This window comes from Carboxylicivirga agarovorans (assembly GCF_050589845.1).
GTDB classification, from domain to species: domain Bacteria; phylum Bacteroidota; class Bacteroidia; order Bacteroidales; family Marinilabiliaceae; genus Carboxylicivirga; species Carboxylicivirga agarovorans.
In genome coordinates this window covers 15,989-39,172 of record NZ_JBNGPA010000009.1, presented here as the reverse complement: position 1 = coordinate 39,172, position 23,184 = coordinate 15,989, and the positions used below count along the sequence as shown (strand labels likewise).

The 23,184-nt window shown below is 35.9% G+C and carries 24 protein-coding genes; 15 read left to right on the top strand and 9 right to left on the bottom strand.

Annotated features, from left to right (window positions below):
- Positions 1-2: 2 nt before the first annotated feature.
- Complete coding sequence (locus ACRD69_RS11255; protein WP_430815186.1) at positions 3-1,238, bottom strand: hypothetical protein; 1,236 nt, start codon at positions 1,236-1,238, stop codon at positions 3-5.
- A 735-nt stretch (positions 1,239-1,973) separates the two neighbouring features.
- Here ACRD69_RS11255 and ACRD69_RS11250 point away from each other — a divergent pair.
- The 7 genes from ACRD69_RS11250 (at position 1,974) to ACRD69_RS11220 (ending at position 6,032) form a co-directional block, all read left to right on the top strand.
- Positions 1,974-2,498, top strand: coding sequence for an NUMOD4 motif-containing HNH endonuclease (locus ACRD69_RS11250; RefSeq protein WP_430815185.1), 525 nt, complete (start codon positions 1,974-1,976; stop codon positions 2,496-2,498).
- Positions 2,499-2,517: 19 nt separating this feature from the next.
- The gene (locus ACRD69_RS11245) at positions 2,518-2,709 is read left to right on the top strand and encodes a hypothetical protein (protein WP_430815184.1); all 192 of its coding nucleotides are present in this window, start codon (positions 2,518-2,520) and stop codon (positions 2,707-2,709) included.
- The gene (locus ACRD69_RS11240) at positions 2,699-2,947 is read left to right on the top strand and encodes a hypothetical protein (RefSeq protein ID WP_430815183.1); all 249 of its coding nucleotides are present in this window, start codon (positions 2,699-2,701) and stop codon (positions 2,945-2,947) included. Before ACRD69_RS11245 ends, ACRD69_RS11240 begins: the two co-directional genes overlap by 11 nt.
- A 29-nt stretch (positions 2,948-2,976) precedes the next feature.
- On the top strand, positions 2,977-3,252 hold the full coding sequence (locus ACRD69_RS11235; RefSeq protein WP_430815182.1) for a hypothetical protein: 276 nt from the start codon (positions 2,977-2,979) through the stop codon (positions 3,250-3,252).
- A gap of 145 nt (positions 3,253-3,397) precedes the next feature.
- Positions 3,398-3,697 carry a hypothetical protein gene (locus tag ACRD69_RS11230; RefSeq protein WP_430815181.1) on the top strand — a complete coding sequence of 100 codons (300 nt, stop codon included), beginning with the start codon at positions 3,398-3,400 and terminating at the stop codon, positions 3,695-3,697.
- Between the two features lie 370 nt (positions 3,698-4,067).
- Positions 4,068-4,577 carry a hypothetical protein gene (locus ACRD69_RS11225; protein WP_430815180.1) on the top strand — a complete coding sequence of 170 codons (510 nt, stop codon included), beginning with the start codon at positions 4,068-4,070 and terminating at the stop codon, positions 4,575-4,577.
- Between the two features lie 3 nt (positions 4,578-4,580).
- The gene (locus ACRD69_RS11220) at positions 4,581-6,032 is read left to right on the top strand and encodes a DNA adenine methylase (protein WP_430815179.1); all 1,452 of its coding nucleotides are present in this window, start codon (positions 4,581-4,583) and stop codon (positions 6,030-6,032) included.
- Between the two features lie 81 nt (positions 6,033-6,113).
- Here the strand turns inward: ACRD69_RS11220 and ACRD69_RS11215 are convergent, their stop codons facing one another.
- The gene (locus ACRD69_RS11215) at positions 6,114-6,398 is read right to left on the bottom strand and encodes a hypothetical protein (RefSeq protein ID WP_430815178.1); all 285 of its coding nucleotides are present in this window, start codon (positions 6,396-6,398) and stop codon (positions 6,114-6,116) included.
- Between the two features lie 243 nt (positions 6,399-6,641).
- Complete coding sequence (locus ACRD69_RS11210; RefSeq protein ID WP_430815177.1) at positions 6,642-7,835, bottom strand: recombinase family protein; 1,194 nt, start codon at positions 7,833-7,835, stop codon at positions 6,642-6,644.
- A 155-nt stretch (positions 7,836-7,990) separates the two neighbouring features.
- On the opposite strand from ACRD69_RS11210, the gene ACRD69_RS11205 reads away from it, so the two are divergent.
- The 4 genes from ACRD69_RS11205 (at position 7,991) to ACRD69_RS11190 (ending at position 12,028) form a co-directional block, all read left to right on the top strand.
- Entirely contained in the window at positions 7,991-8,152 is a 162-nt protein-coding gene (locus ACRD69_RS11205; RefSeq protein ID WP_430815176.1) for a hypothetical protein, read from the top strand.
- 81 nt (positions 8,153-8,233) lie between these two features.
- Positions 8,234-9,799: a tetratricopeptide repeat protein gene (locus ACRD69_RS11200; RefSeq protein WP_430815175.1), complete on the top strand. Its 1,566-nt coding sequence runs from the start codon at positions 8,234-8,236 to the stop codon at positions 9,797-9,799.
- 80 nt (positions 9,800-9,879) lie between these two features.
- Complete coding sequence (locus ACRD69_RS11195) at positions 9,880-11,571, top strand: SulP family inorganic anion transporter (protein WP_430815174.1); 1,692 nt, start codon at positions 9,880-9,882, stop codon at positions 11,569-11,571.
- 25 nt (positions 11,572-11,596) lie between these two features.
- On the top strand, positions 11,597-12,028 hold the full coding sequence (locus tag ACRD69_RS11190; protein ID WP_430815173.1) for an OsmC family protein: 432 nt from the start codon (positions 11,597-11,599) through the stop codon (positions 12,026-12,028).
- A 112-nt stretch (positions 12,029-12,140) separates the two neighbouring features.
- Here the strand turns inward: ACRD69_RS11190 and ACRD69_RS11185 are convergent, their stop codons facing one another.
- The 5 genes from ACRD69_RS11185 to ACRD69_RS11165 form a co-directional block, all read right to left on the bottom strand.
- A complete protein-coding gene (locus ACRD69_RS11185) occupies positions 12,141-13,010 on the bottom strand; it encodes an NADPH-dependent 7-cyano-7-deazaguanine reductase QueF (protein ID WP_430815172.1) in 870 nt (289 codons plus the stop codon).
- A 118-nt stretch (positions 13,011-13,128) separates the two neighbouring features.
- Positions 13,129-13,986 (bottom strand): 7-carboxy-7-deazaguanine synthase QueE, encoded by an 858-nt coding sequence (locus tag ACRD69_RS11180; RefSeq protein ID WP_430815171.1) that lies wholly within the window; start codon positions 13,984-13,986, stop codon positions 13,129-13,131.
- Positions 13,987-14,004: 18 nt separating this feature from the next.
- Positions 14,005-14,670 (bottom strand): 7-cyano-7-deazaguanine synthase QueC, encoded by a 666-nt coding sequence (queC, locus tag ACRD69_RS11175; RefSeq protein WP_430815170.1) that lies wholly within the window; start codon positions 14,668-14,670, stop codon positions 14,005-14,007.
- Between the two features lie 204 nt (positions 14,671-14,874).
- Positions 14,875-16,050: a PP2C family protein-serine/threonine phosphatase gene (locus ACRD69_RS11170; RefSeq protein WP_430815169.1), complete on the bottom strand. Its 1,176-nt coding sequence runs from the start codon at positions 16,048-16,050 to the stop codon at positions 14,875-14,877.
- A 126-nt stretch (positions 16,051-16,176) separates the two neighbouring features.
- Positions 16,177-18,621: a TonB-dependent receptor gene (locus ACRD69_RS11165; protein WP_430815168.1), complete on the bottom strand. Its 2,445-nt coding sequence runs from the start codon at positions 18,619-18,621 to the stop codon at positions 16,177-16,179.
- Between the two features lie 182 nt (positions 18,622-18,803).
- Between ACRD69_RS11165 and ACRD69_RS11160 the strand changes: the two genes are divergently transcribed.
- Entirely contained in the window at positions 18,804-18,971 is a 168-nt protein-coding gene (locus ACRD69_RS11160; protein ID WP_430815167.1) for a hypothetical protein, read from the top strand.
- On the opposite strand, the gene ACRD69_RS11155 is transcribed toward ACRD69_RS11160, so the two are convergent.
- On the bottom strand, positions 18,961-19,563 hold the full coding sequence (locus ACRD69_RS11155; RefSeq protein ID WP_430815166.1) for a Fic/DOC family protein: 603 nt from the start codon (positions 19,561-19,563) through the stop codon (positions 18,961-18,963). The genes ACRD69_RS11160 and ACRD69_RS11155 overlap by 11 nt on opposite strands.
- A gap of 425 nt (positions 19,564-19,988) precedes the next feature.
- Between ACRD69_RS11155 and ACRD69_RS11150 the strand changes: the two genes are divergently transcribed.
- The 3 genes from ACRD69_RS11150 (at position 19,989) to ACRD69_RS11140 (ending at position 23,131) form a co-directional block, all read left to right on the top strand.
- On the top strand, positions 19,989-20,942 hold the full coding sequence (locus tag ACRD69_RS11150; RefSeq protein ID WP_430815165.1) for an NAD(P)-dependent oxidoreductase: 954 nt from the start codon (positions 19,989-19,991) through the stop codon (positions 20,940-20,942).
- Positions 20,943-20,996: 54 nt separating this feature from the next.
- Complete coding sequence (locus tag ACRD69_RS11145) at positions 20,997-21,407, top strand: secondary thiamine-phosphate synthase enzyme YjbQ (RefSeq protein WP_430815164.1); 411 nt, start codon at positions 20,997-20,999, stop codon at positions 21,405-21,407.
- A gap of 110 nt (positions 21,408-21,517) precedes the next feature.
- Positions 21,518-23,131: a thiamine pyrophosphate-dependent enzyme gene (locus tag ACRD69_RS11140; protein ID WP_430815163.1), complete on the top strand. Its 1,614-nt coding sequence runs from the start codon at positions 21,518-21,520 to the stop codon at positions 23,129-23,131.
- Positions 23,132-23,184 lie beyond the last annotated feature (53 nt).

Here is a 23,184-nt window from a genome sequence, read left to right as displayed (position 1 = left end):
AATTATTTTTTATTAATAACAACATTGATACCTGATAACTCATCAGATATTATTGTATTCATTATTTCTTCTGTTTTTTGTACATCTTTACTTCTCACAATCACTTCATCATGCACTGAAATAAAGCGTATTCTATTCTTTTTCAATTCACACCAAACTTTTGAAAACATTGATGTTTCAAGCCTCTGTAGCTTTTGCGCTAAAATACTATGCTGTTTTTTTAAAGTATTCTTTTCACCTTTTAATTTAAAAATCAAATTTCCCTCCTGTGGGTACATACCCGAAAAGATTTGATGATACTTATTCATGAATTTATTACCATGTTTACCTTCAATAAATAGTTTACCAAAAATCATTTTAAACATAAACACCTTTGCTATATCTCTATTATCTAAATCATACTTTTCCTTCATCATCAGGTAAATATCATTGTTATTTAAATCATCAACAAAGGCTGTTAGACCATAATTTTTGAACCATTTAGCAAGTATTGACACTTGACTACCTTTTAAATCTAATTGATTGTTAAAATCGCTTAAATAATCTGCTCTTATTTCATTTGGTAATAGCGTGAAAATTGAATAAAATCTATTTCCAAAGGTTGAATCAACCGAATAGTAATCTAACTTTTCACGATATGTTGCTTTATTAAAAGCTTTAATAGTATTGTATATCTGCTTTACTTGTGTATCAACATATTCATCAAGTGGTAACACATCTTTATTTTCAAATTTCTTTTTAGCTACATATGATGAATATTTCTTTTTCATCAGGCTAATAAATTGTTTTTTAGTGATGTTAATAGAAATGTTGTAGGTACTGGTGAACATCCAATAATAATCACCTAATTGTTTCTTTTTGTAAGCATAGTACTTTGCTAATATCTTTTCTTCTTTAGTACCATATTCAACTGTAGTATATCTGAATGGTAAAGTAAAGAGTGGTGTAATTACATTTAATTTATGACCGTATTCAGTTCTGTAGTTTTTGAATACTGTAATTAACTGTAGTTCTTCTAACTGTTGTAGGTACTGGTTGTACTTATTCCCAAAGATTAATTTTAATTCAGTATAAGAAAAATATGCACCACCTAATGTATTGTGGAAATCAGATAATAGATGTGATACTGAATAGTTTTTTTGAAATAATTTAGTAAGGAAAACTTTAACCTTTGGTTGGTCTGACTTTTTAAAATTCTTAATGGGTAAATCTCTAATTACCCTGTACTTTTTGTTCACTTCATGATATATTCTTTTTTGTGCTTCATTCTATTTTAAAATGGTGGGTGAATCAGGTAGCTACTCCTTCATCAATTCCACCTAAAATATAAAATGAAGTATTGTCTACTTCTTTATATATCCAGAATTGAAAATGGTTTTTTGTTTTTTCAGGTTTTTTTTGAAAAAAAAGTAAAAAAAAAGAAGAAGATAAATAAGAATAATAGTATTAATAATAAACTGCTAACCCTCTCCCTCTACGAGTGAATAGGTCGGGTTAGCTATGTTAAAGGAATAAATAGATTAAATAGTATAATACAAGATAGAAGTAAAAAAAAAAGATAATAAGAATAATATAAAGAGATATAACATATACTATATCATCCATTTTTATTATTACATATTCCACACTACATCCTGATACACATACATATACAAGGGTATTTTGTAAAAATCAAAATACCATAAATATCCAGGGTTATCCATCCTATATTAATACAAAGAATCTAACATTGAAGTATTGATAAATGAAGCTACGTTAGTAGCTGAATGTAATGCTGCAAAGCAGTATTACCCCTTCAATTTTTTTTATAATAAAAAAAATATTAAAAAATAATCTTCATTTAAATACTCTAATCAATGACTTTATAAAAAATATTGAAAAAAATATCAAAACAACCACTTTTTGACATTTCGTTTCAGATATATAAAGTAAAGGTAGTTTAATACTGCTTCAAAAAAATAGTCAAATTTGAAATGAACGAAGTATGGAAAAAAATTAAAGGATATGAAGAAATTTATGAAGTATCAAACTTAGGTAATATAAAATCACTTAAAAGAAAAGTAAAAGGTAAAGTTGGTTTAAGAGTAATTCAAGAACGAATTTTGAAACCACGAAATTCGTCAGAATACATGATAGTAAGATTAAGTGGTGTTAATGGAAAATGGAAAGACCATTATATCCATAGGTTAGTTGCAAGTGCTTTTGTTAAAAACCCTGATAATAAACCACAAGTAAACCACAAAGATGGTATAAAGTCGAATAATCATGTTGATAACCTTGAATGGGTTACAAGACAAGAGAATTTACGCCATTGTGTAGAATTGGGCCTAAAAGGTGGTAAAAAATATGGTAAAAGGTTATCAAAAGAAGAAGTAATTGATATTAGGTTATTAGTTGAAGCAAATGAAGAATCAAAAACTTCTATCGCTCAATACTTTGGTATAACATATGTGCAACTTTTCAATATTATAAATAAAAAATGTTGGAAAAACATATAAAAATAAACCTTAACCAAACATGAAAAATAAACCAAATAAGACCGTAATTGCAACAATAGCACTATTAGTATCACTTACTATATTAAGTGCCTTAATTCATCCTTATTTATTCGTATCTGTAGCTTTTTTATCTGTAATAATTGGTGAAATAGTGATTGATGTGAATAAGAAGAAAGAAGAAAAATCAACCCTAAATAACTATGAAGAATAACACATTCCAGTTCGGACAACATATAGCATTAGTAAGCAGTCAATTAAGCCTATCAGGTAGCATAGTAACACATGATGATGATAGTATATTAATCAAAGTACCTTTTATTTCATTGAAGAAGAAAGAAAAACTATTATCATCTATCAACTTCTTACATTATAAAAAAATCGGTATAGTTGAAGTATTTGAACAAAGTGATGGTATAGTTGATGATGTGTATTTTAAATTTATTTGCTAATTTTGAGTAAACATTTTAAAAATAAGACTATGAGCGAAAAAAAGTTTAGTAGTGCAGAAGTTGCTAAATCAATTGCAGGTTTGTTAGAGAAAAAACAACCAAAAACTTATTACCAATCTTTAATGAAAGCATTAGGTGAACAGCCAACATTTGAATTGATAAGTAATCTAATTAGATTTTCAGTATTTGAAGAAATAGATAATTATAGAAGTGTAGCTGAATTAGCAGAAGATAAAGTAGAAGAAATGAAAGCTGCTGAAATAGAAAAATTAGAAAAAAGATTAAAAGAATTAAAAGGTGAATAACACCTACATCTACCTCATTTAAAGAGCAATCAATTATGGTTGCTCTTTTTTTTTGATTTTTTTTTAAACTTTTATCAAAACTCATCCTACAAATAGGACCGTTGGGTATTATAAGTAATAAATGAATAATTAAATTTTAAATAATATGAAAGAAAAAGCATTAAAAAAAATGAAGAAAGAAAAAGCATTAAATAATTTCTATATAGAGGTGGATAAACAAAGAAAAAAATTCGGTGATATTAATGAAATAGAATTATGCGCAAAATGTCTATCATCTGATGTTGTTGTTATCTACAATGGTGTACATATTGCACCGAATGAAGGTGATAAGGTTGTAAGAGTTAGTAATTACGTAGATAGTTTTTGTAATAAATGTAATTTTCCTGGCACGAAAATTTTTAAAAGTAATGAAGAATTTGAAGATTATTTGGATGATGAATTTTAGAATAAAGTATACAACTAATTCATTTACAAAGAGCAATCAATTATGGTTGCTCTTTTTTTTATCCTAATATCACCTAGTTAACATATGCACATTATAGATTATATTGATGTAGACAGATGTGTTATTTCCTTTAGATTGTCAAATTTCCAATAAAAATAATTTTGGATTTTTTTAAATATCTTAAATGTACTGTAATACAGACCTTTAAAGAATATAAATTAATTTTAAAAAGACTTGCGTAGTATTCAAAATTTGTGTATATGCAAAATTTTTACTACTTTTGCCCTCTCAAAATTTTGAAACACGAATTTAGCATATGTCAAACGTGATATTGTTAAATTAAATTATTAACCATTTAAATTTATAAAGTATGGAATTTGGAGTAGGAAAATTTACACTCAATAAAATAAAAGAAGATGCAAATAGTGGATTGAATCACTACCGATTATATGACAGGTTAAATGACACAAACTTAACTATTGCAGCAAATAATTATAATGAAGCAGTTGAAATTGCAGCAGAACATGAATACATGTTGGATATTACTTTAAAAGATGAAGTAATTATTGAGGAATGTGAATATAAAGATACAAGATATGATGTGAATATTCCTTATATAGATACTAATGGTAGATATGACAACTATATAATTGCCCGTCTATATAAGGGGATGAAAGAAAATGAATACCCTGATATTGATTCATGGGTCAATGACTTAACAAGATGTAATAATTTAAGATACTATCCTTTAACTTGGAATAAATCTATTGTGATTGAAGATAAAGAAATTGCAAGGCTGTATAAGATTTATAATAGAAAAATGAAAATCAATAAAATAAATGAAATAATTATCATTAATAACCAATTAAAAAATAATTAGTAAATGAATTTAGAGCAAGCAATTAAAGAAACAGTAGAAGGTATTGTGAATGATAAAGTAGCAACCTTACAAACAGAATTAGAAGCAAAGAATGATGAGAATAAAAAGATGCACGAATTACTATTAAATGTATGTGCAACTATTACAACATCATTATCACCATCACCTGCTACTACAAAAAGCGATGAAAAAGAAGTATCTTCATTAAAGAAAGAGGTATCAACATTAAAAAAGCAACTTGAAAAAAGTGAAAAAAAGTACATCACTTTAAAGGAAAAGAATGATGAAAAGATTGATACTATCAATGAATTGCATGATAAATTAGCTTCTACAAAAGAAAGTGATGATTACACTAAAAAGCAGGTAATTAGCTATTTTGGTAATAAAAGATACCTATTAGATTTTATTGGTGATGAAGTACAGAACATCATGAAAGAAGAAGGTATTGAAAAAGTTAAAATACTTGATGGCTTTTCAGGTTCAGGTGTTGTTGCAAGGATTTTAAAGCAATATGCAAGTGAATTACACACAAATGATATTGAACCATATTCACATGTAATTAATAGCTGTTATTTGGCTAACAAATCTGATGTTGATTTGGATAAAATAAAAGAAATCAACCAGTACTTAAACGATAATAAGTTAGCAGGTGATGGTGGTATTTTAAGCGATATGTACGCCCCAAAAGATGATACCAACATTCAGAAGGGTGAACGTGTTTTCTTTTCGAATAAAAACGCTAAAATCATTGATAACATACGTGGTATGATTGACCATGTAGATAAAGATATTCAACCATTTTTATTAGGCCCATTATTCTATTCAGCTTGCAACCATGCAAATACTAATGGTGGTTTTGCTTCTCACTTTAAAGCCGATGGTATAGGTGCATTTGGTGGTAAAAATCCTTCGAAGTATCACAAGAATAGACCATTGAAAGAAATTACGTTACCACTTCCATTATTTTCTGAATATGAGTGTGATGTAATTAATCACAATGAAGATTGTAATGAACTGGTAAAAGGTTTGAAAGGTTTGGATATAGCATACTTTGATATACCATATTGCAAAACTCAATACGGGTCCTATTACCATATGTTGAATACTATTAACACCAACATCAAACCAACTAATATAAATGTGATTTCGGGCAAACCTAAAGATTATTACAGGTCAAAATATGCAAGTAAATTACATTTTAAGAAAACACTTGATGATTTGATTAAAAACACTGATTCTAAGTACATTCTATTGTCATTCAATGATGATGATAAAAACAGTGTTCAGGACGTGCAACAGATATTATCTAAATATGGTGAAGTATCAATTAAAAGTACGTCTGTTCGTAGATTTTCAACAAAATCATCTACAGTATCTAAAAAGAAGAAGGTGAATGAATTACTTTTTGTTTTGAAGAAAGAAAATGATGCAGTATCAATTAAAAAAGCTGCTTAAATTATGGTAAGATGAAAAAGCTAAGATTATGGAATTAATGAAGCCTGATAAGTTCAATTAACGCTATCAGGCTTTTTTTAATTATTTAGCTTCAATTTTTAAAAATTCCTTTATCGGTGTAATTAGATAACCTTCTGTTATATCACCATCAATTACTTCTTCTATGTCATCAAATTCGGGTAATTGAGCAACACCATTTATTTGTTCCTTATCGCCCTTAAAGAATGTATTAAACATCTGCACATTAGGTTTTTCACCTTTAACATCAATTATATGGTAAACATGGTCAATGATTAATTTACTTCGATTACCAATAAATAATTCATAGGTATCACCATCAATTGTACTAATATTGACTTTATACACAACTTCATGACCATGTGTGTAGTACTTTTCAAATACACCTAAATAGTTTCTATCAACTTTCTGAATAACAATATTATCTAATTGAGTTTGACAAAAATGCTTGAAATTATTTATATCCTTAATATTCGTGATTTTACCACTTTCTTTTAATGCATTGATTTGTAAATCAATTTCTTTTATTCTTTCATTGTAAAGAATTAGATTATCATAATACCTTTTTTCATCATTCTTTATTTCATCAACCTATTCATCGTATTTTTTTTCAGTTAATCGCTTTTTGATAAATAATTTAGCTGCTCTATCTAACTGTTCATCTATATCATTTAGGTCATTATTAGTATTAGGAATTAGTATATCTTCAATGTTCTTTTTTTCAACCGAAAGTACATTAATCCTATCTTCAATATCAGTGTTTTTCTTAGCGTTTAATTCAAAGTAGGTTAGGATAGCATTATTTAATATGTTGTAATCAACTGTAAGCAGGTAGTTACATGCTTTTTTACCTTGTTGGATACGCCTATGACATCCATATGATAATTTACCACCACGTGGATATACAATAATAACACTACCACATCTACATTTAAGTTTAGAAACTAATGGATTAGTATTTTTAACTACTCTTTTACCAACCCTATTTTTCGATTTTCGTAAATCGTTTGCTTTTTCCCATTTTTTAGAATCAACGATAGCAGGTATTGAATATTCTTCACCTCTTACAACTCTTACCCCTTTGTATTGTGGATTTTTAATCATTTGCATAATCACATTAGGTATAAATTCACCACCTAATCTTGCTTTTTTACCCTTTCGGTTAAGGTGTTTAGCTATATTTAATTGCCCTAATCCGCTGATATAGAGGTCAAATACTTCATTCACAATTAATGATTCTGATTCATCCACTTGATAGAATGAATCTACAACCTTGTAACCATATGGTACAAATTTACCTCCTAAGTGCTTGTTTTTTGCTGCGCTTCTTGAAATTGAAGTGTTTACACGATGTTGTATTTTTCTTCTTTCAGCGGCTGCGAATTGAGCATATAAAGAAATTATCATTGTAGCACCTTCATCTACATTACCATTATCATCAAAGTAGCTACATTCAGGATTTACAAAGTGTATGTTGATGGGGTTTGACCTTTCCGTATAGAAGGTGATATTATTGTGTATATCATCTTGTCTACGGCCCAATCTACTAACTTCATCGAATACAACGTGTAAATTATTACCCTTATAATCATTTACAAATTTCAATAGCTTTTTATAACCAGTTCTTTCATGGGTTAGCACATTACCACTGATTTCATCCGAAAAAATTAAGTTATCATCTAATAATAGACCTTTTCTTTCACAGAAATTCTTAATTGGTTCAACTTGTCTTAATAAATCCTGTTTGTTCGTGGTTGACGTTCTGATATAGGCGATTGTTTTCATACTTCTGATTTGAAGTAAAGATATAAAGATTAACTATAGATGACACATACACGCTTGGTGGTTACCCAGGTAAATATGATAACCTGGTAAAGGGAACGATTTATACAAATCCACCTAAGCTTTTCATTAGCGGACATTCTCATATCTTAAAAGTTATGTACGATAAGAAACTTGACCTGCTCCATTTAAATCCAGGAGCTTGTGGAATATCTGGTTTTCATGCTGTGCGCACTGCATTGCGCTTTGCAATTGATGGTAATGCGATTAAAGATATGGAGGTCATTGAACTCGGGCCCAAAAAAATTAGTAATGATTGATGGTATATTTGATGAAATAACTGGCGAGTATTAACGATATATTGTTAACTTTGAGTTAATCAGAATCTTTAATATCCCAGTATGAGAACCATCTTTATCGCCGTTTTATGGGTGTTCACCCTTGTGTGGACACACTCGCAAGAAAAATTGTCTTTAAATTTTAATTCGTCCTTTGAAGAGGCTGCTTTTACCAACTTAAGCGATTCTGCAAATGTTGACTACCTCCATTTGTTAATGGCCATTACGCCCAGATCTGATGAATTAACGCAGGTCAATGCACAACTGCAGATCGATAATTTTATAAAGACACTTGATCCAAAGAAACTTCAGCACCCCAAGCACGACAAAGTTATAAAGTACCTGTTTAAATCCGTTCACAATAACTTTTTTAGACGATACGATGAGAAAGCTTTCTTTTCCGATATTTTTATAGCGGGTCTGTATAACTGCGTGTCGGCATCGGCGTTGTATGCACTTATATTTAATGAGTTGAATATCCCCTATGAGATAAAGGAGCTGCCAACCCATGTTTATTTAGTGGTGTATCCCGATGCTGAGCGAATTAAGGTTGAAACCACTGATCCTTTGCGAGGATATCTAAATCCTGATACACGTTTTAAGCGTGAGTATGTTGAGTTTTTAAAGGATAATAAACTGATATCTGATTTTGAATACCGCAGTAGTACAGTTGATAAATTGTTTGGTGCTCATTATTATAATGCAACATCGGTTGAACTGGAGGTGCTCGCTGCTTTTCAATATTATAATGAGGGTATATTTTTACTGCAAAACAGCAACAATGAAAGAGCGCTGGAGTATTTCAAAAAATCCTACCAGATACATCCCGATCCACGAACGAAATATTTTTCTGTTTTATTAATGGAAGAATACCTGGCCCTTCATAAATTTAATGATATCGATGATGTAGAAGTGTTTATCGATTTATATAAGGTTTTGCCTGAGAAGTATAATAAACACAATGTAGCCAATGATTTTAAGTACTTTTCAGGTAAGTATTTATTTGAGGAAAACGATGTGAATGCCTATGATGAGGTATATACCTTGTTTTCAACAAACCTGAAGGATACTGTTGTAACAAATGAAATTTCATTCTGGTATCACTTATATAAAGGGGAGGCCTTTGCTGTTAAGAGAAAAATGGATAAAGCGTTCAGACAATTCTGTCTGGCGCATAAATACAATCCGGGCAGCTTGTATCTTCAGGAGGATTTAAATAACTGTGCCAAGGCGAGGGTATTTAGCAATGTTAGTTTTGTGCCACAAAGTATTGAGTTGCGGCTTAATGAGCTGGATTATCTGCGAAAAGAATTTACCTTTCTGAATACACATCCTGAATTTGTATCAAGTTATCTGCTGATGTGCGGAAATCTCGTTAATGCTTACCTTGGTAATAACCAGTTAAGCAAGGCCGTTGAGTTCATGGGTGGGGTTGAAAGCGAATTTGATTTAAAGGAATACCATGACATCAAACGACAGTGGGCTTTGCATTACAGAGCGGTTGCTGTGTATTATGAATTTTCAAGGCGAAATAAGCGGATGGCCGAAAAATATTATGTGAAAGCTAACAAGCTCGATCCTACCAATATGGAAATAAGACAGGATCTTAGACGCTTTGGTTTTATTTAAAGAATAAAGATAAATTCATGTAGTAATGAACGTATGTTCAAAAATACTCTTACTTTTGTGAGCTGAATGACTCACACACTATGAATTTTATCTTTAAACCCAAGTTTTTTAGTCTTTTAAAAACTGGTATTTCCAGGCGTCAACTAGGTAATGATGTCCTTGCCGGTATTGTAGTAGGAATTGTTGCTTTGCCCCTGGCTATTGCATTTGCCGTAGCATCGGGCGTTTCTCCGGAAAGGGGGTTGATAACTGCTGTTATTGCAGGTTTTATAATATCGTTTTTGGGTGGAAGCCGGGTTCAGATAGGTGGACCCACAGGTGCTTTTATAGTCATTGTTTATGGAGTAGTACAGCAATACGGTTTGGAAGGACTGGTTATTTCAACCATATTGGCTGGTCTTATTTTAATTGCTTTCGGCTTGTTGCGACTGGGTAGTCTGCTTAAGTATTTTCCTCAACCATTGGTTGTAGGCTTTACCAGTGGTATAGCCCTGGTTATTTTCTCTACACAGATCAAAGATGGTTTAGGTCTTTCTATTGATTCTGTTCCGGCGGGTTTTACAGAAAAGTGGTTAACGTATATCTCATCTCTGAATACGGTTAATTACTACGCCATATTACTTACTATACTGACCATATTGATCAGTCTTAACTTTAAATATATAAGCTCCAGGGTGCCAGGCTCTTTTGTGGCAATTGTTTGTATTACACCACTCGTTGTTATATTTGATATACCTGTGGCGACCATCGAAACCTATTTCGGTAACATTCCCAATACCATAAGCTGGTCCCTGCCCCGGATAGATCTGGCCAATATACATATCTATTTTGCACCCGCCTTAACCATTGCTCTCCTGGGAGGTATTGAATCCTTGCTTTCGGCTGTTGTTGCTGATGGTATGACAGGAGGAAAGCATCGTTCCAATACCGAATTGATTGCACAGGGTATTGCCAACCTTGTAACTCCTTTTTTCGGCGGAATACCGGCAACAGGTGCCATAGCACGTACTGCGACAAATATTAAAAACGGTGGGCGTACACCCGTGGCAGGCATTGTCCATGCACTAAGTTTGTTGTTGATAATGCTGTTCTTAGGAGCCTGGGCAAAGTTAATACCAATGGCCTGCCTGGCAGGTATTTTAATGGTAGTAGCTTATGACATGAGCGAATGGCGTTCTTTTATTGCTGTTCTCAAGGGCTCTTTTTTCGATAGCCTTATTCTGCTTATCACATTTGTACTGACGGTTTTTGTCGACCTTACTGTTGCCATTGAAATAGGAGTTGTATTATCTGCCGTTTTGTTTATGAAACGAATGGCCGATATCAACAATAAGCGGATCGATAATGTGATTGATACAGACCTTCTTGAAGATTATTCAGCGTTGCCTGAAGGAGTTGGGGTATATGAAATAAGCGGGCCATTATTTTTTGCTTCTGCGCGCATGTACTCAGAGCGTATCAGGGAGCTGGGCGGAACATCTAAGGTATTGATAATACGTATGAGACATGTGTCATTTGTTGATCAAACAGGTGCTTATAACCTAAAGGCTGCATTGTCTATTCTGAAAAAATACGGAGTGGCTATCATTCTGTCGGGAGTGAATAGTACAGTTCAAAATGACCTGGACAAGAATGGAGTCATGGATGTCATAGATCCAAAATATATATGCGATTCATTTGAACAGGCCTTAAAACTGGCAAATGAAATTACAGCAAAAAATGGCTTGCCGGAAGAGTTTTCTGGCGGACTTGCCATTAGTACAGGGAAATAATTTTTACAATTAAATATTAAAGAAAATGGCTATATCAACATTAAAAGTGGGAGCTGAGATGAAAGAGGGCTTCCGAACAGAAGTTTCATGTTCACATAACTTTGTAATTGACCAACCAAAGCCCGCTGGGACAGATGAAGGTCCTAATCCAATGGAAATTTTCCTGGCGTCTTTACCGGCATGTATCTGTGCCATCGGTCGTATTATTGCCAATCAGCGCCGTCTGCCGGTAAGAGGTATATCAGTTAAGCTTGAAGGTGATATTGATAAGAATTTTCTTTTGGGCAAAACAGAAGAGGGGCGCGCAGGTTTTGTTGAGATCAGAACCTATGTTGAGATAGATGCAGATATGTCAAAGGAAGAAAAGGAAGCGTTTTTGCACGATGTTGAGAAGCGATGTCCAATAGCAGATAACATGACCAATACAAGTGCCATTAAAGCGGTTTTAGTAGAGTAGAAACCCGGCAGATCTTTATCCTGAGTTTAATATTGAATTGTGACCTCTGGTCACTTATTAGTCCGCTAAGCCATATGTGTGCTTAGCGGTTTTTATTTAGCAGTAGTCTGTCTTACTGTCTTAATAACTTCTCTGATAAAACGGATGGGTTTGTCAGAGCAAGAGGTAATAAGTGTGTGTGACTAGCCCTTACAGGGCAAATGTCAATGCCACCACGACGTGTATAGATGCAGCTTACCGCCAGTTCATCCGGGCTAAAACTATCCCAGAGTCGTTTGAAGATCATCTCACATATCTCCTCGTGAAAATGATTTTCATTACGGATGGAAACAAGGTATTTTAAAAGGGCTGTTTCATCGGGTAATGATGCACCTTTTATATGAATATAACAGCTGCCCCAATCCGGTTGATTGGTGATCTTGCAATTACTGCGTAACAGGTGAGAGGCTATTTTCAGTTCACCGGCCTTGTTGGCTGATATTAACAGTTCAGGTGCTTCGTTATAGTGAGTGAATTGGATAGAATCACTATCTGTTGCATCTTCCAGTACTGTGAAGTCAGAAAAATCAAAGGTGGCAGCGTGTTTGTCGTGTTTAAAAAAGCCTGTCTCCACGACCGTTTCCAGCACTTGACTCAGGTCTTTATTAATGATCGTCAGTACTTCTCTTAATCCCTCTTCAGCAGTGTTGCCAAAGCGATGCATATTGAAAGAATTCAAATACAGCTTTAATGATTTACTCTCTACGATGGCTTTGTTGGTGGCTGGGTAAACTACCTTCAATAAACCGGTGACTGGTAATCCTTTTTTAGTCAGAAAACTTAATTCATAAGCATGCCATACATCCAATCCGATAAAAGGCAGGTTCTTATCGTTTAGTTGATATTGTTCACGGTTGAAATGACGTGGTACAGCCACCAGCATTTCAGGGGCATATTGCTGCGGATATTCGACTTGTTTTCCTAAGAATTTTCCTTCAATCATATGTGAAATGATTAGTTATTACTGATGCTGCCTTTAACCGTTTTTATACTATAGTTAAAACCTCTGCTGGTTAGTTATACAGCACTTGCTTCTGAACGCTTGCTTCTGGCTTCCAATCCTACACTCCTGATTTTGAGCCAAAAAGCTCAATGTGGACCCGCGGACTAAAGCGCCAGCCATTGGCAATGGCCATCTCCAAAACCAAAGGAGATGATTTTGCTATTTCTTCCTGTGTTGCTCCCAGTGGCATAAGCAATATGTCATTAGCGTTCCAGCTGCTAAGTGCTTCCAGAAAATCAGATTTAATTTCTTTGTAGTCAGATGACTTGCCCACTACAAACTTTAACTGCAACTCTTTATCAGACTCATTTACCAGATCTATATACGATTGAAGAGCACTTGTGTTAAGACGCTTTTGTGCATGAAACTTATAGGGCCCCGATTCTTTCAGGCCATAAGCAGCTAATTTTTCAGGATGTGGCTCAGAGTTACTGAGTTTTGGTGAAATGCTGAATAAGTCAATCCATTCAGCAACACCGGCATCATATAAGGAGCCGTTTGACTCTAAAGTGATATGTACATTCAACTCTTCCTTAAGCTTCTGACAAAGTTGTACCAGGGCTCTTTTTTGCAAAAGTGGTTCACCCCCGGTGATTACAACATGTCTGACACTGCCCAGGTTATGTTTTACCCAGTTATAAACATCATTAACCTCCAGTTCAATAATTTCATCAGGATGAAAAGAGGCATAAGTTGTATCGCAACGGCAATAACTACCGTCTTCCATTTGCCAGATACAGCGTAGGTTACAGCTTGATAAACGAATAAAAAGTGAAGGGACTCCTGCCAACTTACCTTCCCCCTGTATGGTTCCAGGCATTTGTAAACCTGTTTTGGGTTCGTTGTTAATTGCATGACCCTTGTGATCCTTCACAACAGGAAAAACACCCTCTTTGGCTAATACCAACTTCTCCATTTCAACTTCTCTCTATTATTATAATGATGTGTCCACAACGCCTGCCTCAGCAAAAGCTTTAGCTCTTAACAAACAGCTGTCGCATGTGCCGCAAGGTTTCTCACCTCCGCGATAGCAGCTCCATGTTAATCCAAAATCAACGCCTAATTCTACACCCAGTTGTATTTCTTCAGCTTTTGTTTTATTGACAAAGGGAGCATGGATTTTAATTGGTAGATTCTTTTCGGCACCCATCACCGTACCCAGGTTGATGGTCTTCTCCATACTGTCAATAAACTCCTGTCGGCAGTCCACATAACCAGAGTAATCTACCTGGCTGACACCGATAAAAATATCCTGAGCTCCAATAGCTTCAGCTAATGATGCGGCAACAGATAAAAATACCATGTTTCGGGCAGGGACATAAGTAACAGGAATATCATTGCGTGTTACATCTCCGTCTTCAACCTCCATGCTTGAATCGGTTAATGACGATCCACCCCATTTATCCAATTTAAGGGTAACAACCTGGTGATTGGCTACCTTTGTTTGTTTGGCTATGGCTTTGGCTGCTTCCAGTTCACGATTATGACGCTGGCCATAATCAAAAGATATGGCGTGAAGTTCAAATCCTTCGCTTTTAGCAAGGTGCAAGGCAACGGCAGAATCCAGGCCTCCAGATAATAATACGACAGCTTTTTTCATTGTATCAATGATTAGACAGCTGCAATCAAGGCTTAAACAAAATGGAGTGTACTGATACAGGAATCCGTATCAGCAGATATTAAATGCTATTAATCTCCTAGTTTTGTTTAATGACAGGATGGTTGCGAACTGTCAGTGATTAAACACGGCGCAAAGATAAGTAAAAAGAAATGAATTCTAAACGCGTAAAATATAAATAGGTAATTATAGTCTTAGTCCCATGACCAGAACATCATCAATCTGATCATTGATGCCTTTCCATACATCGAAGAAATTGTTGTATATATCACCTTGTTCTGTCATTGTGTAGTGGTGGTTCTCTAATAGCAAATTACGAAAGCCCTTTTGCATAAGCTTTTTGTCATTGGGGCCGCCAAATTGTGACGGGAAACCATCTGAATACAGGTAAATACAATCATTACTTTCGTATGAAATTACATGGTTGGTGTAAGGATTGTTAGTCTCACCGATGGAAACAGGCATATGATCCGCCTGGTAAATCTTCATTTCATTATTGCGCACTAAAAGCATGTCATTAAAAGCACCTGCAAATTCAATTTCCTTTTTAGCTTTATCAATGGAAATAATGCTAATGTCCATGCCGTCTTTAACTTCACTGTCTTCATCTTGTCTTAGTGATTCAATGACAATGCGGCGTAATTCATTAATAATCTCAGCCGGCTGTGTAAATTTGTTTTTTCCAACTATCTCGTGCAGGTAGGCAACGCCAAACATGCTCATGAATGCACCGGGAACCCCATGTCCTGTGCAATCGGCTGCCACTATTATTAATTTATCACCGGCCTGCTCAACCCAGTAAAAATCACCGCTGACTATGTCACGGGGTTTAAGCATCACAAAATACTCAGGCAGCAATTTGTCAAGCAGCTCCTTTGAAGGTAGACTGGCTGTCTGAATCTTTTGCGCATACTCAATACTATCGGTCAGTTTTTTATTGACGGTTTTTATTTTATTGATCAGGCGTTGATTTTGATCACGTGCCATTTTAATGGAAAGCTGAGTCTTGACACGAGCTTTTAATTCCATAATATTGAAAGGCTTTGTGATGTAATCAATGGCTCCGGCTTCAAAGCCTTTTAAAACGCTCTCAGAGTCGTTTTGCCCCGTTATGAAAATGATCGGTATATCCTTAGAAAGATCATTGCTCTTAAGTATTTTACAAACCTGGTAGCCATCCATTCCCGGCATCACTATGTCTAATAATATGAGGTCCGGCTTGTTTCTTGAGAATGCAATTTCCATTGCTTCATCCCCATTACTGGCCGTAACAGTGTTGTAGCGCGATAGAGCTTCCTGAAGAATTTCCAGATTAACTGCTGAATCATCTACCAATAATATGGTCGGGTCGAGCTGAGTCATTAAAATACCTAATAAATGTAACTATTGGTTTAATTACGTAAAAAATGAGTTAAAGTTGTATTTTATTACAATTACTACTCATATGCCTAGGCCTGAGTTGATAAGATTTTCAAGTTACTCTTTTCTTTAAAAAAATGCAGTTAGTTTAAGGTTTAAACGTCGTGATGTAAGGTAATTCGGAACCGCATACTGACGGTTATGTATGTCTCTTACCCAAAAATACGAGATGGTATTGTTGATGTCAAACAAATTAAAGACCTCAAGACCAATCCAGCAATCTTTGACGAGTGTATTGTTTTTATTGAGCCACTTTGTTAAATCTTTAGAAAATCCAATATCAACACGTCTGTAGGCCGGCATTCGGTGTGTTGCCATATAGCGTGGCGACTGTGGTGGTCCGAATGGTAAACCCGACGCATATAAAAAGTTAAGGTTAACTCTAAAGCTCGGATTGTTCGGCAGGTAGTCCTGAAAGAATAGGGAAAACGAAAAGCGTTGGTCCGATGGACGAGGTATATATCCGGGATATATGATCGTTTCATTGCCCTCTTCATCTGTTTCAATGTAATAATCATCAAGAATATCCTCTTCTGTCTTCATAAGTGACAGGTTAGCCCATGACTCAACACCAGGAACAAATTCACCATGCAGTTTAAAGTCAATACCGGTGGCATATCCCTTAGCATTGTTTTCACCCGCATAACGCACCCTTACATTGTCAACCTGGTAGGGATTCAGATCTGTCAGGTGTTTGTAATACGCTTCACTGGTAAACTTAAACTGACGATCCATAGCCTCGAAGATCCGGTCTATTCCGGCAACAAACTGAACGGATTTTTGTGCCTTTATATTTTCATTGATACTACCATCCGGTCGTCTCATTTCCCGGTAAAAAGGGCTTTGGTAATAAATACCTCCAGCCAGTCGATAGCGTGTTGTTTTAGTTATATCTGGATAAAACAAAAAGTTAATACGCGGGCTGATGAGAAACTCATCATTAAAGTCCCAGTAGTTCGTTCTGATACCGGCATTGACAAGAATAAAACCATTGTTAGTGTTGATGCGGAATTCATCCTGCAGGTATGCGGTAACCCGGTTGCTCGATGTTTCGGCATCGGCATTGTAAGAGTAAACAAACTTCACTTCCTTATCGGAGTAAGGGAGAGAGTATCCTGCCGAATCACGCATCTCCCATTCGTTGATGTAATCTTTAAAATACTCGTGCTGATATTTAACCTGCCACGAAAGGAGGTGTTTATTAAGTTGATGTTTACCCTGTAATGCCATGTTTTGAATAACACCCAATAGGTCATTACGTGCATGTTCAATGTTGGTGCCTACACCAATATTCTGAATGCCGTCCTCTTGCGGGTTAGGAGTTGAGCCATCCAGGTTTTCAATGTTTTGTAACCAGTATTGACCTTGTATATCATAGGTCTCTTCTTCATAGGTCCTGTAACCCATGGCTGTAAGCTTGTACTGATTGTTACTATTAGGCATAAACTTCAAGGAGATGGCTCCCAGGCCGGTTTGAAATAAATCCTTTTCCTGGCCTTCAAAGTAGATTTTAAGCTTTTTAGCTTCGTTGATCGTTCCGAATGATGTTTCCCGGTCAACCGGTTCAAAACTGTAATTATTCTGTGAGTAATAACCCAGTGCTTCAAGTGACCATTTTTCTGAGAGTTGGTAGGTCAAAAAGGTTTGAACATCAAAAAAGCTGGGGTTGTAATCTCCACTCACATCAAGCGTACCCAGAAGATATTGATTGGTTTTATAACGCACCCCTGTGATGGCTGTAAATTTGTTGTTTTTTGATTTTCCCTCAATATGACCAGATGCTCCTAAGAGACTGGCACTCACACTTCCGCTTAATTCCGTCGGTTTTTTATATCTGACATCAAGTACCGATGACATTTTATCACCATACTGGGCTTCAAAACCTCCCGGTGAAAACTTAATTGAAGAAATGAGGTTGGGGTTAATGAAGCTGAGACCTTCCTGCTGACCTGAGCGAATTAAAAAAGGCCGATAGATTTCAATGTCATTAACATACACAAGGTTTTCATCGTAATTACCACCGCGCACCCGATATTGTGAGCTTAGCTCGTTATTGGATGAAACGCCCATCTGGCTTTTAACAAGGCCTTCAATATTGCCACCGCCGGCATCGGGTAGTCGGTTGGTTAACTTAGGGTCTATCTTATTAAATGATTGATCGGTGATTCGTCCTTCAACATCTACCTGGCCAATACTTTCTTCTTTTTGTGAAAGTTCAACAAGCAGGTTTTTGCTCTGCTGCTCATTCCTGATCTCAATTGTTTTAGTGCGGTATCCAATTGATGAAACCTGGATCTCAAATGGCAGGGGTTGAGAAGTTCTGAACGAGAAGCGCCCTTTTTCATCGCTTACACCACCCTCGCTGCCATTAACAACAGTAATATTAGCGAATGGGATTGTTTTTTTAAGACTGTCTTTTACAGTACCTTCGATTAAAATTCTCTCCTGGGCAACTGAATGCCATCCAAGGCATAAGAGAATAATGGTGTATAATAGATTTAAATTGCTTTTCACGATATTGAGCTGCTGTTTTAGCTTAGTTAATTGAATGTTGATGATTATTCAGGCACTTTAAATGTGCCAAATAATGCACGTAAAAATAGAAAGGAATTATGTATCTGAAAAATTCAATGTAAATACTAAAAACCTTTTGTTAAGAGTAAACGAAAACAATTGATTTTTCGTATCTTTAAGCTATGGAGACTAAGATAATTGATAACCATCCTACCCTTAAAAACAGTGATGAGCGATTCCAAAAAATTCTACAATCTTTGGTTGATTCATTTCAAATAGAAGGGATACATTTTTCCGACGAAGAATTAAAAACGATTGTGGGGAGAGTAGAGGAGGAAATTAAAAAATAGCAGTAATAATTTCTGTCATGGGCTGATAGTTGTGATCTGCAGCAGCCTGTACTGCAATGATGTACTCTTTAAACTGTCGCTGGGTTATTTTGTAGAATCCTAAAAAATCATAGCCTTGCTTTACAGCCATCATGTTTGCCAAAACTCTGGCGACCCGTCCATTAGCTTCTCTGAAAGGATGAATAAACAGCAGTTCAGCATGTACTTTCGCAATGTCTTTGATTAATTCTGTTTTATTATTGTAATAATTAGGAAGCTGAAACATGATGTTTTCATCAAAATCATGACATATCCGCGGTAAAAATTTGGCTGTTGGAAACAGGAACCCGCCTTTTGTCATATTAACAGTCCTGAACTGACCGGCAAAGTCATAAAGTGTCTTTAATGAAAGATGATGTATCCGCTTGATATACGAAAAATCAAAATGAGTTTGTGTTGTTAATTCTTCAAGAAGTTGATACTGGGCTTTTAAAAAGCCTTCAAATTCAACTTTGTGAATGGCTTCAATGCTTGAAATTCCCAATAAATTAGGAAGAACATCATGCTGGCCATTATCGCCCGGTATATCATATTTTGAATGTAGATACGGCATTAACACAAAAAATATAAAAGTTGGGTTAGTCAAATTAGCCTTAAAAAAAACAATTGGCAAGTGATAAGTTGGGTTCGAGATTAAATTTTATACCTCAGAACACTGATAAATAGAAAATTCTGAATGAAAAGCATGATGTGATAGTGGTTTGTTTCGACCTGTTCGTTTGTTGTAATGTGCTGTTTATAAGTGGTATTTCCTATTGCTTTTCTGAAAAACTGATTGACTTCGTTGTATTTTATAGCATTGGAACACGACTCTGTAAAAATTATGACTTATTGATCAATTTCCAGCTTCGCTCAGAGGCATGTAGTTAAAATGCATTCTATTCTATATTTGGTATAAAAGTCATATTGGCTTTGATTAAGAATGATTTTATCTTTACAAACCTCATATGGTATAACATCGAATAAAAAAACGTTTCAATGAATAAAGTACTGATCATGTTGGCTGTTCCGCGTCAGCAGTTTGAAGAAATACTTCCCGGCTGGGAAATTATCTATCCTGAAGATGAATCATTTACTCGTGAAGAGTTGATCGATAAGGTTGCAGATGTTGATGCGATTGTGACTGTTTATGGAAATAAACTAAGTAATGATGTAATTGACGCAGCACCTGGTTTGAAGATTATAGCCAATTTTGGTGCAGGCTATGATAATATAGACATGGAGCATGTTACACGAAAAGGAATTGTGGTCACCAATAGTCCCGATCCGGTAACAGAACCGACAGCTGAATTAGCCATGGGGTTAATGATTGGTACTGCGCGACGAATGGGTGAGATGAATAATATTCTTAAAAACAAAGAAGAGTTGAAGTGGGGTGTAATGCGCAACCTGAGTACAACACTGGTTGGAAAACAACTGGGTATTATTGGGATGGGAGCTATTGGGAAAGCTTTGGCACGACGAGCCGTAGCATCAGGTATGTCAGTGGTGTATCACAATAGAAACAAGGTGAGTGCTGATGATGAAAAACGCTTGAATGCCCGCTATGTTTCCCAGAAGGAGTTACTCAAGACATCTGACGTTGTTTCGCTAAATATGCCTTTAACCGCTCAAACAAAAGGACTTATTGGAAAAGAACAATTTCAGTTAATGAAGCCCGAAGCTTTCCTGATCAACACGGCTCGTGGACCTGTGGTGGATGAACAGGCGCTGGTTCTGGCGCTGCAGAATGGTGTTATTGCTGGTGCCGGACTTGATGTGTTTGATAACGAGCCAACTATTCCCGATGCCTTACGGGAAATGCCTAATGTGTTTTTAATGCCACATCTGGGCACGGCTACCCATGAAACACGTGGTGAGATGTCAGCTCTTGTGGCAGAAAATATTAAAGCCTTCTTTGAAGGAAAGGTTCCTCCTAATCAGGTGAGCTGATATATTGTTAGTGATGGAAGATAAAATTGTTACATTGCCTAAAGTATTGATATAGTGATTGAACAGATTGAGGTGAGGCTTCGGGAGTATGGTCGTGGTTTTCATTTGATAACAAATGAAGTTTTGTCGGCCATACCGCAATTACCAGAAACAGGCCTGTTAAATGTTTTTATTAAACATTCTTCGGCTGGCTTGTCCTTAAATGAAAATGCAGATTATACTGTACGTGAGGATTTTGAAACGGTCTTCAATAAGCTTGTGCCTGAGGATGATCCTGATTATAAGCATACTCTGGAGGGGTCTGATGATATGCCGGCGCATATTAAATCATCATTGCTTGGAGCGTCACTTACAATTCCCATATCAAACGGACGGTTGAACTTAGGTATCTGGCAAGGTATTTATCTTTGTGAATTCAGGAATTATGGGGGCTCTCGGAGCCTTGTGCTTACACTTTATTATTAAGAATGGTTACAAATTGTAACCGTTGATAAATGTCATTAGTAGAGGGTTTAGATATTTGTTACTTAGCGAACCGAAGCAAATAAGTAATAATATAAAACCAAATAAGCACAATGCAAAAGTTATTATTGTTAGGAGATGAGGCGATTGCTCAGGGAGCTATTGATGCCGGATTGTCAGGCGTTTATGCATACCCTGGAACGCCATCGACTGAAATTACTGAGTATATTCAGGATTCAAAGATTGCCAAAGAACGTAATATACATAGTAAGTGGTCGAGTAACGAGAAGACTGCAATGGAGTCGGCACTGGGTATGGCATATGCGGGTAAGCGTGCTATGACTTGTATGAAACACGTGGGATTGAATGTGGCTGCTGATGCATTCATTAATGCTGCTATTACAGGTGTTAACGGTGGTTTCGTAGTAGTTGCTGCTGATGATCCATCAATGCACTCAAGTCAGAATGAGCAGGATAGCCGTGTTTATGGTAAGTTCGCTATGATTCCTATTTTGGAGCCTGTTAACCAGCAGGAAGCTTACGATATGACATATGCTGCCTTTGAAATGTCAGAAAAGTTCAATGTGCCGGTAATGATCCGTATCACAACACGTTTAGCTCACTCCCGTGCAGGAGTTGTTCGCAAGCCTTTATTGGCAGAGCGTGAAGTAAGCCTGCCAAAGGACCCGACACAGTTTGTTCTTTTGCCATCTATCGCTCGTCGAAACTATAAGAAATTGATTGAGACACGTCCTGATCTTGAGAAAATCTCAATGGAATCACCATATAATACTTATACCGATGGTTCAGACCGTTCGATGGGTATTATAGCTTGTGGTATTGCGCACAACTATTTAATGGAGAATTTCCAGGGACGTGAGTTAAATAATCCTGTATTAAAGCTTTCCCAGTATCCAATGCCACGTAAGGATATCGAGCGCATGGTTGAAGAGTGTGACTCCATCCTTGTACTGGAAGACGGTTACCCGGTGATCGAAGAGTTGCTAAAGGGATACCAGGAAGCAGGTACACCTGTTAAAGGTCGTTTAGACGGTACTTTACCTCGTGACGGTGAGTTAACTCCAAATATTGTTGCCAATGCATTGGGATTCCCATTTGAAGAAGGTGCTGATGTACCCGAGCTGATGGTTGGTCGTCCGCCGGCAATGTGTAAAGGATGTGGTCACATCGATGCTTATAAAGCTTTGAATATTGCACTTGAATCATATGGACCGGGACGTGTATTCGCCGACATTGGTTGCTATACCTTAGGTGCATTGCCTCCTTACAATGCCGTTAACTCATGTGTTGATATGGGTGCTTCGATCACTATGGCCAAAGGTGCCGCCGATGCTGGTCTTGTGCCTGCTGTAGCTGTGATCGGTGACTCTACTTTTACACACTCTGGAATGACAGGTTTGCTGGATGCGGTTAACGAAGGAACACCTATCACGGTTATTGTGTCTGACAACTATACAACCGGAATGACCGGAGGACAGGATTCTCAGGCACTTGGTCACCTGGAGCAGATCATTGAAGGTATTGGTGTTGATCCTGAGCACATCAGGGTGTTTAAGCCAACGGCTGCCAACCTTGATGAAATGGTTAACATCATCAAAGAGGAGTTCGATTATCAGGGTGTATCGGTTATTATTCCGCGTCGTCAGTGTATTCAGACTTTACGAAATAAGAGCCTGGTATTAAAAGTTAAAGAGTTAGGATTGTAAAATAATAGTGCTTAGTACTCAGTGCACTGTGCACTAAGCATCGGGCACAATCT

Bases quoted from the DNA above. Each gene is read 5' to 3' on its own strand.
- ACRD69_RS11250 (WP_430815185.1), top strand. From the start codon at position 1,974: ATGAACGAAGTATGGAAAAAAATTAAAGGATATGAAGAAATTTATGAA.
- ACRD69_RS11245 (WP_430815184.1), top strand. From the start codon at position 2,518: ATGAAAAATAAACCAAATAAGACCGTAATTGCAACAATAGCACTATTA.
- ACRD69_RS11240 (WP_430815183.1), top strand. From the start codon at position 2,699: ATGAAGAATAACACATTCCAGTTCGGACAACATATAGCATTAGTAAGC.
- ACRD69_RS11235 (WP_430815182.1), top strand. From the start codon at position 2,977: ATGAGCGAAAAAAAGTTTAGTAGTGCAGAAGTTGCTAAATCAATTGCA.
- ACRD69_RS11230 (WP_430815181.1), top strand. From the start codon at position 3,398: ATGAAAGAAAAAGCATTAAAAAAAATGAAGAAAGAAAAAGCATTAAAT.
- ACRD69_RS11225 (WP_430815180.1), top strand. From the start codon at position 4,068: ATGGAATTTGGAGTAGGAAAATTTACACTCAATAAAATAAAAGAAGAT.
- ACRD69_RS11220 (WP_430815179.1), top strand. From the start codon at position 4,581: ATGAATTTAGAGCAAGCAATTAAAGAAACAGTAGAAGGTATTGTGAAT.
- ACRD69_RS11210 (WP_430815177.1), bottom strand. From the start codon at position 7,835: ATGAAAACAATCGCCTATATCAGAACGTCAACCACGAACAAACAGGAT.
- ACRD69_RS11205 (WP_430815176.1), top strand. From the start codon at position 7,991: ATGTACGATAAGAAACTTGACCTGCTCCATTTAAATCCAGGAGCTTGT.
- ACRD69_RS11200 (WP_430815175.1), top strand. From the start codon at position 8,234: ATGAGAACCATCTTTATCGCCGTTTTATGGGTGTTCACCCTTGTGTGG.
- ACRD69_RS11195 (WP_430815174.1), top strand. From the start codon at position 9,880: ATGAATTTTATCTTTAAACCCAAGTTTTTTAGTCTTTTAAAAACTGGT.
- ACRD69_RS11190 (WP_430815173.1), top strand. From the start codon at position 11,597: ATGGCTATATCAACATTAAAAGTGGGAGCTGAGATGAAAGAGGGCTTC.
- ACRD69_RS11185 (WP_430815172.1), bottom strand. From the start codon at position 13,010: ATGATTGAAGGAAAATTCTTAGGAAAACAAGTCGAATATCCGCAGCAA.
- ACRD69_RS11180 (WP_430815171.1), bottom strand. From the start codon at position 13,986: ATGGAGAAGTTGGTATTAGCCAAAGAGGGTGTTTTTCCTGTTGTGAAG.
- queC (WP_430815170.1), bottom strand. From the start codon at position 14,670: ATGAAAAAAGCTGTCGTATTATTATCTGGAGGCCTGGATTCTGCCGTT.
- ACRD69_RS11170 (WP_430815169.1), bottom strand. From the start codon at position 16,050: ATGACTCAGCTCGACCCGACCATATTATTGGTAGATGATTCAGCAGTT.
- ACRD69_RS11160 (WP_430815167.1), top strand. From the start codon at position 18,804: ATGGAGACTAAGATAATTGATAACCATCCTACCCTTAAAAACAGTGAT.
- ACRD69_RS11155 (WP_430815166.1), bottom strand. From the start codon at position 19,563: ATGCCGTATCTACATTCAAAATATGATATACCGGGCGATAATGGCCAG.
- ACRD69_RS11150 (WP_430815165.1), top strand. From the start codon at position 19,989: ATGAATAAAGTACTGATCATGTTGGCTGTTCCGCGTCAGCAGTTTGAA.
- ACRD69_RS11140 (WP_430815163.1), top strand. From the start codon at position 21,518: ATGCAAAAGTTATTATTGTTAGGAGATGAGGCGATTGCTCAGGGAGCT.